The sequence below is a fragment of the Jiella sp. M17.18 genome (genome assembly GCF_041027365.1).
In the GTDB taxonomy this organism is placed as follows: domain Bacteria; phylum Pseudomonadota; class Alphaproteobacteria; order Rhizobiales; family Rhizobiaceae; genus VKMB-3413.
In genome coordinates this window covers 51648-66789 of sequence record NZ_JBFTEH010000013.1, presented here as the reverse complement: position 1 = coordinate 66789, position 15142 = coordinate 51648, and the positions used below count along the sequence as shown (strand labels likewise).

The window sequence follows — 15142 nt, the reverse complement described above, 5'->3', positions numbered from 1 at the left end:
CAGCCGGCGGCCTATTCGGCCGCTGGCTGCAGGCCGGAATGGTCGGCGCCGTCCTCGCGGACCGGGCGGACCTTGTGCGGGAACTCCGTCACCCGCTTCCAGTTCGGCCCGGGCGGCGGCAGCTCCGGCTCTGGCGCCGCAGTGTTCCCGTGGCCGGCATAGGCCTCGGTCAGGGGCTCGCCCGTCTCCTCCGCCCGGTTCGGCTTCAGCATCCGGCGGAACAGCCGGCCGACGACGTGGGAGAGGTCGTCCATCAGCGTGTAGACCGAGGGGATGAAGACCAGCGACAGCACGGTCGAGACGACGAGGCCGCCGATCACCGCGATCGCCATCGGCGCGCGGAACTCGCCGCCCTCGCCCGACGCCATCGCCGCCGGGACCATGCCCGCCACCATCGCCAGCGTCGTCATGATGATCGGCCGCGAGCGCTTGCGGCCGGCATCGATGATCGCCTCGAACTGGCTCATGCCGTGCTTTTCCTGCTCGACCGCGAAGTCGACGAGCATGATCGCGTTCTTCGTCACGATGCCCATCAGCATCAGGATGCCGATGACCACCGGCATCGACACGGCGTCGTGCGTCAGGAGCAGCGCGCCGACGACACCGCCGACCGAGAGCGGCAGCGAGGCGAGGATGGTGATCGGCAGGAAGACGCTGCCGAACAGGAGGATCAGCACCACCAGCACCATCATGATGCCGGCGCCCATCGCCTCGGCGAAGCCGGCGAAGACCTCCGCCTGAATCTCGGCATCGCCGACCTCCTGCAGATGGACGCCCGCCGGCATGTTCTTCACCGCCGGCATCTGCATGATCGCCGCCATGCCCTGGCCGATCTCGTAGCCCGGCATCATCGAGGCGCCGACCTTGACCAGCCGGTTGCGGTCGTAGCGGTCGATGGTCGAGGGCCCCTGGCCGAACTTGATGTCGGCGACGGAGTCGAGCGGCACGGAGGCGCCGCTGGCCGTCGTCACCCTGAGGTTCTTGAGCGTCGACAGGTTCTTGCGGGCGTCCTGTCTCAGCTCGACGCGGATCGGCACCTGCCGGCTCCCGACATTGAACTTGGCGAGATTGGCGCCGACGTCACCGATGGTCGCGACACGCACCGTCTGGGAGATCTGGTCCGGCGTGACGCCGAGATCGGCCGCCTGGTCGAGGCGCGGGTGGATGCGGATCTCCGGCCGGGCGAAGGAGGCCATCGCCGAGGGGTTGGAGAACATCGGGTTGCGGCGCATCTCGCTTTCGAGCCTGGCCGCGACGGCCGCGACCTTGTCGCCGTCGTCGCCGAGAAGCCCGACGGACAGCTCGCGGTCGCCGCGATCGTTGACGTAGAAGGACCTCAGATCCGGGATCTGCGCCAGCTTGTTGGCGATGATCGGCTCGAGCTCGGCCTGGCTGCGCTTGCGCTCCCATTTGCGCGACAGGTTGATGGTCAGCGCGGCGCGGCGCACCTCCAGCGTGCCGGTCGGGCTGGAGCCGCCGATGACGAGGACGCTCTGCACCTCCGGCAGTTCCCGCACCATCTTCACGGCCTTGTCGGTGATGCGCCGCGTTTCGTCCAGCGTCGCGCCCGGCGGCAGTTCCAGCGAGGCGACGATGCGCGAGGAGTCCTCCTTCGGGATGAAGCCCGTCGGCAGGTACTTGATGCTGTGGATCGACAGGGCGAAGAGCGCCAGGCCGGCGACCAGCGTCACCCAGCGCCAGCGCACGGTCGCCCGCAGCACCGCTGTGTAGGCGCGCATGATCAGGCCGTCGTGCTCGGCGTGCCGGTGCGGCATGCCGACATAGGCGAGCACCAGCGCGAGGACGATGGCGCCGCCGCCGATCGCGATGGACAGATCCTTCGCCTCGGCGACCGAGACCGGCGGCAGATGCGCGGCATAGGACGCGACCGTTTCCATGACGCCGTGGCCGAGATCGGCGTCCGGCAGCAGCGCCAGCGCGAACAGCGCACCGATCGCGAGCCCCGCCAGCGGCCCGAGGACCAGGAGCTTGCGGCCGAACAGGCGGCGGAAGCCGGCGCCCGTGCGCCGATGCGGCCGGAAGAAATAGGCACCGAGCATCGGCGTGATCAGCCGGGCGACGAGCAGCGAGAAGAACACCGCCATCGCGACCGTCAGGCCGAACTGCTTGAAGTACTGGCCGGCGATGCCACCCATGAAGGACACCGGCGCGAAGACGGCCATGATCGTCGCGGTGATCGCGATGACCGCGAGACCGATCTCGTCCGCCGCCTCCATCGCCGCGCGATAGGGCGGCTTGCCCATCGCCATGTGCCGCTCGATGTTCTCGATCTCGACGATCGCGTCGTCGACGAGAATGCCGGTGACGAGGGTGATGGCGAGCAGGCTGATGAGGTTCAGCGAGAAGCCGAAGAGGTCCATCGCCCAGAAGGTCGGGATCGCCGCCAGCGGCAGGGTGATCGCCGCGACCGCCGTCGCGCGCCAGTCGCGCAGGAACAGCAGCACGACGATGACGGCGAGCAGCGCGCCCTCCTCCAGCGTCTCCATGGCAGACTGGTAGTTGCCGTGGGTCGAGGTGACGCTGTCGTCGATCTTCGAGAAGGTCACGTCCGGATAGGTCTTGGCGAGGTTCTTCACCTCGCCGGCCACGGCGTCGGCGACCGTCGTGTCGGAGGCGCCCTTGGCGCGGTACACCGAGAAGGCGACGACCGGCTGGCCGTCCAGCCGGGCGAAGGAGCGCGGCTCCTCCCAGCTGTCGACGACCTCGCCGAGGTCCGACAGGCGGATCTGCCGCCCGCCGGCCAGTGCGATCTTGGTCGAGGCGAGCCCTTGCACCGTGTCGGCGGAAGCGAGCGTGCGGATCGCCTGCTCCTGGCCGCCGAAGTCGGCGCGCCCGCCGGAGCGGTCGACATTGGTCGAGCGCAGCTGCGCGTTGACCTGCGCCGCGGTGACGCCGAGCGCCGCCAGCCGGTCCGGATCGAGCCGCACCTGGATCTCGCGCTCGACGCCGCCCATGCGCTCGACCCGGCCGACGCCCTTCAGCCCCTGCAGGGCGCGGATGACGGTGTCGTCGATGAACCAGGAGAGCTGTTCCGGCGTCTTGCCCGGCGCATAGGCGCCATAGGTGACGATCGACTGGTCCTCGACGTTCAGCCGCTGGACGATCGGCTCGTCGACCGTCGCGGGGAGGTCCGAGCGGATCTTGGCGATGGCGTCCTTGACGTCGTCGAGCGCCTTGCTGCTGTCGACCTCCAGGCGGAACTCCGCCGCTGTCACCGACATGCCGTCGGTGATCGTCGAGGTGACGTGCTTGAGGCCGGAGACGGAGGAGATCGCGTCCTCGACCTTCTTGGTCACCTGCGTCTCGAGTTCAGACGGCGCCGAGCCGGATTCGGTCACCGTGACGGTGATGATCGGCACGTCGATATTCGGAAAGCGGGTGATCGGCAGGCCGGAGAAGCTGACGAGGCCGAGCGCGATCAGCACCACGAAGAGCAGGATCGGCGGGACCGGATGGCGGATCGCCCAGGCGGAGAAGTTCCAGTTCATCGCTGCGCCTCCGCCGTCTTCACCGGCACCGGCGTGACGGCGTCGCCGTCGCGCACGAAGGTGCCGGCCGTCGCCACGACCGCTTCGCCGGCCTGGACGCCGGATTTGATTTCGACCGACGCGCCGTCGGAAATCCCGAGGACGACCTGACGCGTCTCGACCTTGCCGTCACGGACGACCTGGACGCTCGGCCGGTCGCCGTCGAAGATGACCGCCGTGCGCGGCAGGACGACGCCCTTGTCGCGCGCGACCTCGACGACGCCGCGCGCGAAGGCGCCGGCATGCAGCGCATCGGACTTCGGCAGCGCGATCTTGACGTCGCCGAGACGCGTCGTCTCGTCGACCTTCGGCGCCACCAGCCGGATCTCGCCCTGCACGGTCTTGTCGCCGCCCGGCAGGCTGACGCTGACCTTCTGCCCTTTCTCGAGCGCGCCGAGCTGGGTCTCGGGCACCTGCGCGTCGAGCTCGATCAGCCCGTCGCGCGCGATCTCGAACAGCGCGCCGCTGCCGGCGGAGACGACGCTGCCGAGCTTGACCGAGCGCGACAGGACCAGCCCGTCCGCCGGCGCCCGGATCTCGGCCTTCGAGCGTTTCAGTTCGAGCTGCTTGCGCGTCGCCTCCAGCACGGCCTTGTCGGCCTGCGCCACCACGACGCCCTGCTGCGCGTTGGCAAGGCTCGCCCGGCCCGACGTCGCCGCCTGGATGCGCTGGTCGAGCTCGCTCTGTCCGATGATGCCCTTCTTGGCGAGCGGCTGGGCGCGGGCGAGCGCCGCCTCGGCCTCGGTGGCGACTGCCTTGGCGTTCTCGATCTGCGTCTTCGCCTGGGCGAGGGTCGCGTCCGCCTTGGCGATCTGCGCGGCGTTCTGGGCGAGATCGGTCTCGATCATGTCGGTCTCCAGCCGGGCGAGGACCTGGCCGGCCTTCACCGTGTCGCCCTCGTCGGCGAGGAGCTGGATCACCCGGAGCCCGTCGACGTCGGCCCCGACCATCACCGTCTCGCGCGGGGTCAGCGAGCCCGTGACGGTGATCGTCGAAACGAGTTCCTTCACGGCGGCCGGGACGACGGTAACGCTCGGCGGCTGCGGCGCAACGCTCGCGGGAGCCGCGGTTTCGGCTGCGGCCGGAAGCGCGCGCAGGGCCAGCGGAGACACCGCAACGGCGGCCGCGAACAGGCGAAGGGCGAGAGGGCGGACGGACATGCACATGCCTCGACTTCGGATCGGACTTCTTCCGGCAGTCACATCCTGCCGACACGTCAATTGGGCGTTCGCATCGCCGAACGCCATGGGGCCCATGAGGCCAATCGAAGCAGCCGCTATCGCGCGGCCGCCGGTGCCAGCAGGCCGGCGACCACGCGCCGCAGATACGGCTCGATCCGGTCGAGATCGACCGGCTCCATCTGCAGCCGCATCACCAGGCCGTCGCCGACCGCCGACATCACCGTCAACGCCACCTCCAGATCGAGGGCGGGATCGACCTCGCCCGCGGCCTGCGCCCGGCGCAAGACGTCGAGGAACGCGGTGCGCATCTCCCGTTCCAGCTCGCGGAAACGATGGCCGACCGCGGTGTTGCGCAGGCTCTCCGAACAGATCTCGACCATCAGCCCGCCGGTGTCGGGGTCCATGGTCTGGCTGAGATAGTCCATGCCGACGCGGGTGATCCGGTCGACGATCGAGCCCTCGCCGGTCAGCGCGGCCATGCATTCGACGGCGTTGACGCGCTCCTCCTCGGCGATGGCCTCGACGATCGCGTCCTTCGACGGAAAATAGCGGTACAGCGCCCCCGGGCTCATCTTCGCCTCGGCGCAGATCTGCTGCATCGACGCGCCGTGAAAGCCGGCCCGCGCGAAGCAGGTCCGCGCCGCCTTCAGCACTTGCGCCCGGCGCTCCTCATGGGCGCTGGAAATGGAACGAGCGCCCTCAGGGGAGAGGGTCGAGACTGCGACTGCGGGTTCGGACAAACGATTACCAGAGAGTGAGAGCGAACGATCGTTCGCATATACGCGCAACGATGCGCCTTGTCGAGATGCGGTGCAGCAATGCGGCGCAATATCGGCGTACGCGGCTTCGTCACGAGCGGATCGAGCCGTTGGCGCTCCGCATCGACTTCGTCGATTTCCAACTCAAGGATGGCCGACCGGTTGGCGTTCGCGTCGCTGTGCTGGGGCGGCATCTCCATGAGCGTCTCGGAGAAGGCCGCAAGACCGGCCACGTCGTCCGCGACGCGCCCCGACGATCCTGTCGCCGGACTAGCCTCGAAAGCGGCCTGGCAGAGCGCCAGGCGTGCGCCGCCGGGGCGGTGATCATCCTGAGAGCGCTCCCCGCTGCGTCGACCCGCGCACCGGATGTCATCGACCTGAATCCGGACTGACATCGCAGCTTCATCCGCAGTCCCTATTGCAGCGCGACACCAACGAGCGATGACCAGCCGGCCCGGCGACGCTTGTCTGGCCGCAACCGCGATCGGGGCCTTGATGCTGAAACTGGACAACGTCACCCGGCGTTTTGCGACCTTCACCGCCGTCGACGGCGTGACGCTCGACATTCCCGCCGGCCAGATGGTCGGCGTCATCGGCCGCTCCGGCGCCGGAAAGTCGACGCTCCTGCGCATGCTGAACCGGCTGATCGACCCGACCGGCGGCGTCATCCGCTTCGGCGACATGGACGTCACCCGCCTCGGCGGGGCGAGGCTGCGCCGCTGGCAGCGCGACTGCGCGATGATCTTCCAGCAGTTCAACCTCGTGCCGCGCATCGACGTCCTCACCAACGTCCTGCTCGGCCGCCTCAACCACCGCAGCACGCTGCTCAACCTCGCCGGCATCTTTTCCGACGAGGAGCGGCTGCAGGCGCTCGCCGCCCTCGAGCGGCTCGGCATCGCCCAGACGGCGCTGCAGATGGCCGGCACCCTGTCCGGCGGCCAGCAGCAGCGCGTCGCGATCGCCAGAGCCCTGATGCAGGAGCCGAAGGTGCTCCTCGCAGACGAGCCGATCGCCTCGCTCGACCCGCTGAACGCCCAGATCGTCATGGACGCGCTGAAAGACATCAACGCCCGCGAGGGCATCACCGTCATCACCAACCTGCACACGCTCGACACCGCCCGGACCTACTGCGAACGCATCGTCGGCCTCGCCGCGGGCAAGGTGGTGTTCGACGGCGCGCCCGGCGCGCTGACGAGCGAGGCCGTGCGCCGGATCTACGGCGCCGAGGGCGCCGATCTGTCGGAGGCGATCACCTCGACCAGCCTGTCGCAGCCTCATCCCGCTGCCGTCGCCGCGCAGCGGCCGCAGGCCTTCCGGCCGGCGCTCAGCGCCTGAGCCTCAGATCCCGAACATGCTCTGCCGGCGCCGGCGAAGGGGGCCGCGGCGGCGAGAATGCCACTCAGCAGGCAGACGATTCCCCCACCCAACAGGAGAGATCCCATGATCAAGAAGATGCTTCTGGGCGCCGTCGCCCTCGCCGCAGTTGCCGCCGGCACCGTGTCCGCCTCCGCCTCGGAATTCCGCATCGGCATTCTCGGCGGCGAGAACCAGGCCGACCGGCTGCGCAACTTCCAGTGCATGGTCGACCAGCTGAAGACCAAGCTCGGCGTCGACGAGGTCAAGCTGTTCCCGGCCGCCGATTATGACGGCGTGATCCAGGGCCTGCTCGGCGGGACGCTCGACGAGGCCGAGCTCGGCGCCTCCGGCTACGCCAAGGTCTATCTGGAGAACAAGGACGCGGTCGACCCGATCCTGACCACCGTCCAGACCGACGGCTCGACCGGCTATCACTCGGTCATGGTCGCCCGGAAGGATTCCGGCATGACCAAGCTTGCCGACATGAAGGGCAAGAAGCTCGGCTTCGCCGATCCGGACTCGACCTCCGGCTACCTCGTCCCGAACGTCGCCCTGCCGAAGGACATCGGCATGCCGGTCGACAAGTTCTTCGCCTCCACCGGCTTCGGCGGCGGCCACGAGAACCTCGTCCTGGAAGTCCTGAAGGGCACGTTCGACGCCGGCACGACCTGGGCGTCGGGCGTCGGCAAGTTCGAGGACGGCTACACCTCGGGCAACCTGCGCAAGATGGTCGACAAGGGCGAGCTCGACATGAACGACCTCGTCCAGCTCTGGGAGAGCCCGCTGATCCCGAACGGCCCGATCGTCGTGCGCGCCGGGCTCGACAAGGACATGAAGCAGAAGTTCAAGGACTACATGATGAACCTGCCGAAGACCGACCCGGCCTGCTTCGCGGCGGTCGAAGGCGGTGACTTCAAGGGCTTCACCGAGGTCACCCCGGCCTTCTACGAGACGATCATCGCGGCCCGCAAGGCGACGATCGGCGGCTGATTCCAGCCCTTGAGGCGGCGCGTCGCGGCCATCCGCGGCGCGCCCCGCGAGCCCGGATGATCCCCACATGACCGCTTCCGCCGATGATCTCGGGCCCGAGACGCAGCTCGTCTTCCGCCACTTCCGCGAGCTGCAGTGGCAGCGCCGGCTCTACAGCTGGGGCGGCTTTCTGGTCATCCTCGCCGCGCTCTGCGGCTCGCTCTGGTTCGCCAACCAGACCAATGCCGGCAAGTTCTTCGACCGGCTGCCGCATCTCTTCGACTTCGTCGACCAGATGATCCCGCGCGACGCCACCGAGGTCTGGCGCGCGATGTTCGACCTGACGTCGCCCTATGACAACGGCAGCCTGAAATACGACTACCCCGTCGGCCGGGTGTATGTCGGCGACTGGTTCTACATTCCCGAATATTTCTACAAGATGATGGAGACGCTGAACATCGCGCTGGTCTCCACCATCATCGGCTTCGTCTTCGCCTTCCTCCTGTGCTTTCCCGCGGCGCGGAACCTCAAGGCGCCGTTCTGGGTGCGCATCCCGGTGAAGCGCTTCATGGAGATCGTCCGCGCCTTTCCCGAGATCGTGCTCGCCGGCTTCTTCCTGGCGATCCTGTCGATCGGCCCGATCCCGGCGATGATCGCCGTCTCGATCCACGCCATCGGCGCGCTCGGCAAGCTGTTCTACGAGGTGGTGGAAAATGCCGACATGCGGCCGGACGAGGGCCTGCGCGCGGCCGGCGGCTCCTGGGTGGAGCGGGTGCGCTACGGCATCGTGCCGGCGGTCCTGCCGAACTTCCTGTCGTACACATTGCTGCGCCTGGAGATCAACGTCAGGGCCTCGGTGATCATCGGCGCGGTCGGCGGCGGCGGCATCGGCGAGCCGCTGCGCCTCGCAATCAGCCGCGGCCACGAGGCGAAGACGCTGGCGATCATCATCCTGTTGTTCTGCACCATCGTCGCGGTCGACCAGCTCTCGGCGCATCTCAGGCGCCGCCTCGTCGGCAACACCGCCTTCCAGCTCGGCGGCTGAGGAGACAGAGATGAGCGCTCTTTCCGCAAGCGCGGCCGAGGACCTGCGCAGCCGCTACCCGGATGTCTTCCGCCAGTCGGTCTGGCGGCGCTGGCGGATCCCGGTCGTCGCGGCGACCACGATCCTCTACCTCTGCTTCGCCTGGTGGCTGTTCGGCGTCGGCACGGCCCTCTCGAAGGCGAGCTGGCATATCGCCGGCATCTATCTCGCCGACTGGGTCTCCTACGAGGTGCGGCCGACGGTCGAGACGAACGGCCGCAGCCTCACCGTCGCATATCCGCGCTTCTCACCGCTCGGCGACAATCCGAATCCCGACTGGCTGACGAAGGAGCAGGAGACGATCGCCGCGCCGCCGCGGGCGCCGGCCGGCGGCGCGCCGGCACCGTCCGCGCCGGAGACCTCGACGGCGAGCAGCGCCGGGAGCTTCATGGCACCGGCCGGCCCGGCGACGTCTGCTCCCACCACATCCACGCAGAGCAGCGCCGACAGTTTCATGGCACCGGCCGCGCCCGCGTCATCTGCTCCCGCTACGTCCACCCAGAGCAGTGCCGGCAGCTTCATGGCGCCTGCCGCGCCCGCGTCGTCGGCCGGAAGCGCGAAAGGTGCGGCCGATGCCCCGGCGCCGGCCGTTCCGGCCCCTCCAACGACGGAGACGGTGACCACCGCGACGCATCTCGCCATCGGCGCGGCGAGGGTCACCATCGCGCCCCGCACCGTCACCGTGGCCTACGAGGGCGAGACCCGCGTCATTGACATAACGCCCGGCAAAAGCGTGGTGATAAGGGGCGGTCCCCTGCCCGCCTGGGCGAAGCAGGACGGGCACGGCGGCACGCTGCGCTGCAATTTCGGCTTTCGTGGCTCGATCGAGGTGCGCGACGACGAGGTCAAGGTCCGCCACCGCTTCTGGGGCTGGCAGAACTTCTTCTTCGATCCCCAGTCCCCGTTCTTCGGCAAGCCGTACGGCGAAGTGCTGCGCCTGATCTGGTCGGATCCGCGGCTCGATCCGGCGCAGTCGAACCTGTCGCTCGCCTGGAACAACATCCTCAACAATTCGGAGTGGCAGCACGGCGACGTCTGGGAGAAGCTGATGCAGACGATCGTCATGGCCTTCGCCGGCACGCTCTTCGCCTCGATCGTCGCCTTCCCGCTGTCCTTCGTCGCCGCCCGCAACATCACCCACAACCGGCCGGTGAACCAGGTGACCAAGCGGTTCTTCGACTTCCAGCGCTGCGTCGACATGCTGATCTGGGCGCTGTTCTTCATCCGCGCCTTCGGCCCCGGCCCGCTCGCCGGCATCTTCGCGATCTTCTTCACCGACACCGGCACGCTCGGCAAGCTGTACTCCGAGGCGCTGGAGAACATCGACGACAAGCAGCGCGAAGGGCTGAAGTCCGTCGGGGCGGCGCCGGTGCTGGTGCAGCGCTTCGGCGTGCTGCCGCAGGTGCTGCCGATCTTCGTCTCGCAGTCCCTCTATTTCTGGGAATCGAACACCCGCTCGGCGACGATCATCGGCGCGGTCGGCGCCGGCGGCATCGGGCTGAAGCTCTGGGAGGCGATGCGCACCAACGCCAACTGGGAGAACGTCGCCTATATGGTGCTGCTGATCCTGATCGTGGTGTTCATCTTCGACGGCATCTCCAACGCCATCCGCAGCCGGCTGATCAAGCCGCAACGCTGAGCGCGGGCGGCCTTTCTCGGGAGCTTCGGCCGGCATGCGTGGACGCCGGCCGTCCGGAACGGACCGACAGGCATCGGCTGATCGGGGGCGCCCACGCGCCGACGACGACCCTTCGCGCCCAGACTCGCAACGTGGCCGGAACACTTCCGTCGAGCCTGCCGCAACCTTCGACCGCGACGGCCTCTGGTGCTGCGCCCGGCGATCGCATCCGCGCTTCGGACCACGTCGGCGCCAAGGTCTGATCCATCGGCGGCCGCTCCGATCTGCCGTCACAGGATCCGGCGAAGCAAGCCTGTCAGGACACCGGCCGAGCCTGGCCGAGGCGATCGATGAGGGTGTCGCTCGATATCGGGCCTCGATCGTGATCGACCAACCGTTTCACATTTGCCATTGCAACCGCGCGATGCACCATGCTCCACTGAGCTTCCCGGCTGAACGGAGGCGTCCGCGTGAATGGTTTCAGGCTCTTGATGCTCTTCTGCGTCTTCGCGGCGCTCATGCTCGGCCAGTCGGCCGGCGCGCTTGCCGCCACGCGGACCTTCGGCCCCTTCTCGACCGACAATGCCCAGCCCGACGTCATCACCATGCACGGCGCCATCGACGCCGGCGCCGCGCTGAACTTTCGCCGCGCCCTCGATGCCGCACCGAATGCCAAGCTCCTCGTCCTCGACAGTCCCGGCGGCCTCGTCGCGATGGGGCTGAACGACGCTCTACAACCGCTTCACGCGCTGGCGGGCCGCCGGCGTTTGGGATCGCCTTTTGGCAGCGGTCTCCGAAGCTTACGACGGCGACATCGTCATGATCGACTCATCCTGCGTTCGGGTCCACCAGCATGGTGCGGGCGGTAAAAAAAGGGATCTGCCGATCCTTGCATGGGACATTCCCGTGGCGGCCTGACCACGAAGATCCACGCCCTCGTCGATGCAGAGGGGCGCCCGGTCCGACTCGAACTGACGGCCGGACAGGCCGGCGACGCGCCGATGGCGACCAAGCTGCTCCACGCCGTCGCGCCGGGAGCGACCGTCATTGCCGACAAGGCTTACGACACGGACGGCATCCGTTCCTTCGTCGCCAGCCGCAAGGCCTGGGCGAACATCCCGCCGCGCTCGATCCGCAAGGCCACTTTCGCCTTCAGCCGCTGGGTCTACCGCCAGCGCAACCTCGTCGAGCGCTTCTTCAATCGCATCAAGCAGATGCGAGGCCTTGCGACACGCTATGACCGCCGCGCCGACAACTTCATGGCCGCCCTCAAGCTCGCTGCCATCCGCATCTGGATCAATGCACAATGAGTCCGCGCCCTAGGCTGGCGAGAATCCCGTCCGGTCTCGCAATGCCGCATTCTGGGGGCTCGTCAACAGCCGCACGAGGGAGAGGGCCGCTTCGGGATCGGCCGCGCGGGCCGCGACCGCGGCGGTGTAGGTGGTCACGAGACCGCACGGATCCGGAAGCGCGCCGCAATAGACGACGCCCGGCGTGTTCAGGATCTCAGTGACTTGGGTGCATCCGATCGGCTGCCGATCCGCCGCGGCCGCCATCTGTGCCATCGCCGTCTGGCCGTTCGGAAATGGCCGCAGCCGATCTTTCAGGGCTTCGGCTACTCCCAGACGTTCGAGCACGCGTGCGAAGTGGATGCCGGCCGTCGCCCTTCCCGGATCCGGGAGATAGACCGAATCAGCCTCCGCCAGTGCGGCCTTCAGCGCCTCCGGCGTGCTCACGTCGACCACGGGCATTCCCGCGCGAACGGCCACTCCTGTGACCACGTTGCCGACATCGGTGATGCTGTCGGCATCGACTGCCCCCTCCTCCGCCAGAGCTTCAATGACGCTCTTCGTGAGGATCAGGACGTCGACCGGCTCGCCTGAACGGACACGATCCCGCATGGCGCCGACCGCGCTGAACTCACCGGCGATGCCGTGACCGGTCAACGTCGTGAAATGCTGCGTCAGCGCGGAGACGAGCCCGTTCGCGGCCCCGCCGCTCAAAAGCTTGATGTCCATCATGTCTCTCCCATTCGATGCTATCTCTTGTCAGACGAGCGCGGCGATGATCCTGTCGCGCGTCAGCGGAAGATCGCGGACGGGAACGCCGACCGCCCGGTATACGGCATTGACCACTGCGGCCGCCGTCGGTCCTTGCGCCGCCTCCGCGCAGCCGAGAGGCGGCTCCTCGGGCCTGTCGACCAGCCGGACGATCACCTCCGGCACTTCGGAAAATGTCAGGATGGGATAGTCGTCCCAGGTCTGCGTGGCGACGGTTCGCCCGTCGAAGCGCACGGCCTCCTTCAGCGTCCAGCTGATCGACTGTAGGATGCCGCCCTCTGTCTGGTTGACCGCGCCGTCCGGATTGACAATCTCGCCCATGTCGACTGCGGCGTGGACATGCGTGACGCGGACGGCCTCCTCGACCTCGACCCGCACCAGGATGGCGCAGTAGGCCGCTGTGTTCTTGTAGCGGGCGAAGCCGAGGCCCCAACCGCCACCATCGGCCTCATTCGGCTTGGCGAATGGGTGTCCGGCGCTCTCGTCGGCAGCTTCGATGACCGCGCGTGCGCGTGCGTCGTCAAGATGCCGCAACCGGAAGGTCACAGGGTTCTCGTCCAGCGATCCCGCCATTTCGTCCATCAGGCTCTCGATGGCAATGACGTTGACGAAGCCCCCGAGCGCACGGAGCGACGAAGTCCGGTACGGCAGGTCGTGGACGATAAGCTTGCCGATCGAGAGGGCCGGGATCGCATAGCCGGGGACGGCGTTCCGGTCCGCGCCGCCGCCCGAAGACAGCGGAACGTCGCCGGACCTCGGGGGCGGAAACGGCGTCGACAGATAGGCCGCCGCCCGCAGGTTCGGACCGCCGCGACCCGGCCGGTTGCCGTGCGGGGCGCTGCTGGCCAGCACGTTCATCGCGCCGATGCGGCCGTCCGGCCCGAGAATCGCCTCGGCCGTCGTCACCATGGCCGGTCCGAGCGGGGCATAGCGGAATTCGTCCGCCCGGCTCCAGGTCACGAGCACCGGCCGGCCGGGCACGCTCTTCGCCATCAGCGCGGCATCCAGAGCCACGTCGTCGGCACCGTTGTGGCCATAGCATCCGGCGCCCGGACGATGATGCACGTCGATCGCCGAAGCGTCCATGGCGAAGACCTCGGCCAGCGCGGCGCGGAGCGGAAAGACGCCCTGGCTCTGGGTCCAGACCGTCAGGCGCCCTGCGTCCCAGCGGGCTGCGGCAGCGGATGGTCCGATCGACGCATGGCTGAGATAGGGGCGCGAAACTTTCGTGCTGAACCGTTCTCCCGTCACCGTTCCGGGCTCACCGGCCGCATGGACGATTTCGATATCCTCCTGCGACCGTTCGATGGCCTCGACGGGATCCGACGGCGCTTCCCCGGCCTCGGACCATTCGGCCCGGGCCGCAGCCCAGCGCGCCGCCCGGATCGCCTCGAACTCGCCGGCCGCGACGATGCCCACGAAGGACCCGTCTTGCGCGAGCGCGACGACGCCCGGCCTCGCTCGCAGCCCCTCCATGTCCAGCGAAAGAAGCCTTGCCGACATCGAAGGCGGGTGGATGGAGCGGCCGAAGAGAAGTCCCTCGAGCGCCAGATCCTGGACAAACGGGTGGGCCGCCACGCGTTCGCGAAGGTCGATGCGCGCCAGCGGGCGGCCGCCAAGCCGCCGCTCGCTCGCCGGCTTCGGCGCTGCATAGTCCACGACCGGAACCGCAAGGTCGACGCGTTCCGCGAGCCGCCACAGATCCAGGTCTGCATCCATTCCGCTCCGCACGATCCGCCCGGACTCGATCGAGAGAGCCGATGGATTCTCCTGCAGGAGCCGCGCGGCCTCGGCCAGAAGAATGTGGCGGGCGGCCGAGGCGGCGTAGCGCAGCGCAAGGCCGCCGACGGCGATGGACAGGCTACCCGATGTGAAGCCCTCGTCGGGCGTCAGCGTCGTATCGCCGCCGATGATCGAGCAGACGGCGGGATCGACGTCGAGTTCGTCCGCCGCGACCTGAAGCAGCGCCGTGAGATTTCCCTGGCCAAGTTCGACGCGGCCGGTCAGTACCTGGACGCGCCGGTCGGCAAAGCCGATCCAGTCGGACACGAGCGGCGCCTTCACGAGTGGCAGCGGAAGGTTCATCACTCGTCTCCCGCCAGCCGAGCCGCGGCCGTCTCGATCGCGCGCAAGATGCGCAGATGCGCCCCGCATCGGCACAGGTTGCCGTCCAGGGCTTCGGCGATCTCAGCCCGGCTGGGCCTCGGGCATTCGTCCAGCAGCGCCTTGGCGGACATCAGAATGCCCGGCAGGCAGTAGCCGCACTGCGCCGCCTGCTCTTCGACCACCGCTTCGATCAGCGGCGATCCGGCTTCGACGAGCCCCTCGAGCGTCACGACCGCCTTTCCGCCGACCGACCACACCGGCGCATCGCAGGAGCGGATGGCCTTGCCGTCGACGAGGACGGTGCAGGCCCCGCACATGCCGACGCCGCAGCCGAAGCGCGCCGAGCGCAAGCCGAGGTTGCCGCGCAGCGCGTAGAGCAGCGGCGTGTGGGGATCGGAGTCGATCGAGGCCGGGCGCCCATTCAGGGTCAGCTGGATCGGATCGCTCGCCATGGCCGTCCTC

General features: G+C 68.4%; 12 protein-coding genes and 1 pseudogene. 6 read left to right on the top strand and 7 right to left on the bottom strand.

Going from position 1 to position 15142, the window contains the following annotated elements:
- Positions 1-11: 11 nt before the first annotated feature.
- From AB5S17_RS20265 to AB5S17_RS20255, 3 genes are all read right to left on the bottom strand, one after another.
- Positions 12-3509, bottom strand: coding sequence for an efflux RND transporter permease subunit (locus AB5S17_RS20265; protein ID WP_369242818.1), 3498 nt, complete (start codon positions 3507-3509; stop codon positions 12-14).
- Entirely contained in the window at positions 3506-4708 is a 1203-nt protein-coding gene (locus AB5S17_RS20260; protein WP_369242816.1) for an efflux RND transporter periplasmic adaptor subunit, read from the bottom strand. Before AB5S17_RS20260 ends, AB5S17_RS20265 begins: the two co-directional genes overlap by 4 nt.
- Positions 4709-4824: 116 nt before the next feature.
- The gene (locus AB5S17_RS20255) at positions 4825-5382 is read right to left on the bottom strand and encodes a TetR/AcrR family transcriptional regulator (RefSeq protein ID WP_369242814.1); all 558 of its coding nucleotides are present in this window, start codon (positions 5380-5382) and stop codon (positions 4825-4827) included.
- 137 nt (positions 5383-5519) lie between these two features.
- On the opposite strand from AB5S17_RS20255, the gene AB5S17_RS20250 reads away from it, so the two are divergent.
- The 5 genes from AB5S17_RS20250 to phnE (AB5S17_RS20230) all read left to right on the top strand — a co-directional run bounded on the left by AB5S17_RS20250 (position 5520) and on the right by phnE (AB5S17_RS20230) (position 10535).
- On the top strand, positions 5520-5879 hold the full coding sequence (locus tag AB5S17_RS20250; RefSeq protein WP_369242812.1) for a hypothetical protein: 360 nt from the start codon (positions 5520-5522) through the stop codon (positions 5877-5879).
- Between the two features lie 103 nt (positions 5880-5982).
- On the top strand, positions 5983-6822 hold the full coding sequence (gene phnC / locus AB5S17_RS20245) for a phosphonate ABC transporter ATP-binding protein (protein ID WP_369242810.1): 840 nt from the start codon (positions 5983-5985) through the stop codon (positions 6820-6822).
- A 105-nt stretch (positions 6823-6927) separates the two neighbouring features.
- Positions 6928-7833, top strand: a complete 906-nt coding sequence (gene phnD / locus AB5S17_RS20240) for a phosphonate ABC transporter substrate-binding protein (RefSeq protein WP_369242808.1) — start codon at positions 6928-6930, stop codon at positions 7831-7833.
- A 67-nt stretch (positions 7834-7900) separates the two neighbouring features.
- Positions 7901-8857, top strand: coding sequence for a phosphonate ABC transporter, permease protein PhnE (gene phnE, locus AB5S17_RS20235; RefSeq protein ID WP_369242806.1), 957 nt, complete (start codon positions 7901-7903; stop codon positions 8855-8857).
- Positions 8858-8867: 10 nt separating this feature from the next.
- Positions 8868-10535, top strand: coding sequence for a phosphonate ABC transporter, permease protein PhnE (gene phnE / locus AB5S17_RS20230; protein ID WP_369242804.1), 1668 nt, complete (start codon positions 8868-8870; stop codon positions 10533-10535).
- 295 nt (positions 10536-10830) lie between these two features.
- Here the strand turns inward: phnE (AB5S17_RS20230) and AB5S17_RS20225 are convergent, their stop codons facing one another.
- A complete protein-coding gene (locus AB5S17_RS20225) occupies positions 10831-11121 on the bottom strand; it encodes a hypothetical protein (protein WP_369242802.1) in 291 nt (96 codons plus the stop codon).
- A gap of 104 nt (positions 11122-11225) precedes the next feature.
- Between AB5S17_RS20225 and AB5S17_RS20220 the strand changes: the two are divergent.
- A pseudogene (locus AB5S17_RS20220) lies at positions 11226-11824 on the top strand (IS5 family transposase); the annotation flags it as partial.
- A gap of 9 nt (positions 11825-11833) precedes the next feature.
- Here AB5S17_RS20220 and AB5S17_RS20215 read toward each other — a convergent pair.
- The 3 genes from AB5S17_RS20215 to AB5S17_RS20205 are packed head-to-tail and all read right to left on the bottom strand — an operon-like array spanning position 11834 to position 15132.
- The gene (locus AB5S17_RS20215) at positions 11834-12535 is read right to left on the bottom strand and encodes a molybdate ABC transporter substrate-binding protein (RefSeq protein ID WP_369242800.1); all 702 of its coding nucleotides are present in this window, start codon (positions 12533-12535) and stop codon (positions 11834-11836) included.
- Between the two features lie 27 nt (positions 12536-12562).
- Positions 12563-14659 (bottom strand): molybdopterin cofactor-binding domain-containing protein, encoded by a 2097-nt coding sequence (locus AB5S17_RS20210; RefSeq protein ID WP_369242798.1) that lies wholly within the window; start codon positions 14657-14659, stop codon positions 12563-12565.
- Positions 14659-15132, bottom strand: coding sequence for a (2Fe-2S)-binding protein (locus AB5S17_RS20205; protein ID WP_369242796.1), 474 nt, complete (start codon positions 15130-15132; stop codon positions 14659-14661). Before AB5S17_RS20205 ends, AB5S17_RS20210 begins: the two co-directional genes overlap by 1 nt.
- Between the last annotated feature and the right edge of the window lie 10 nt (positions 15133-15142).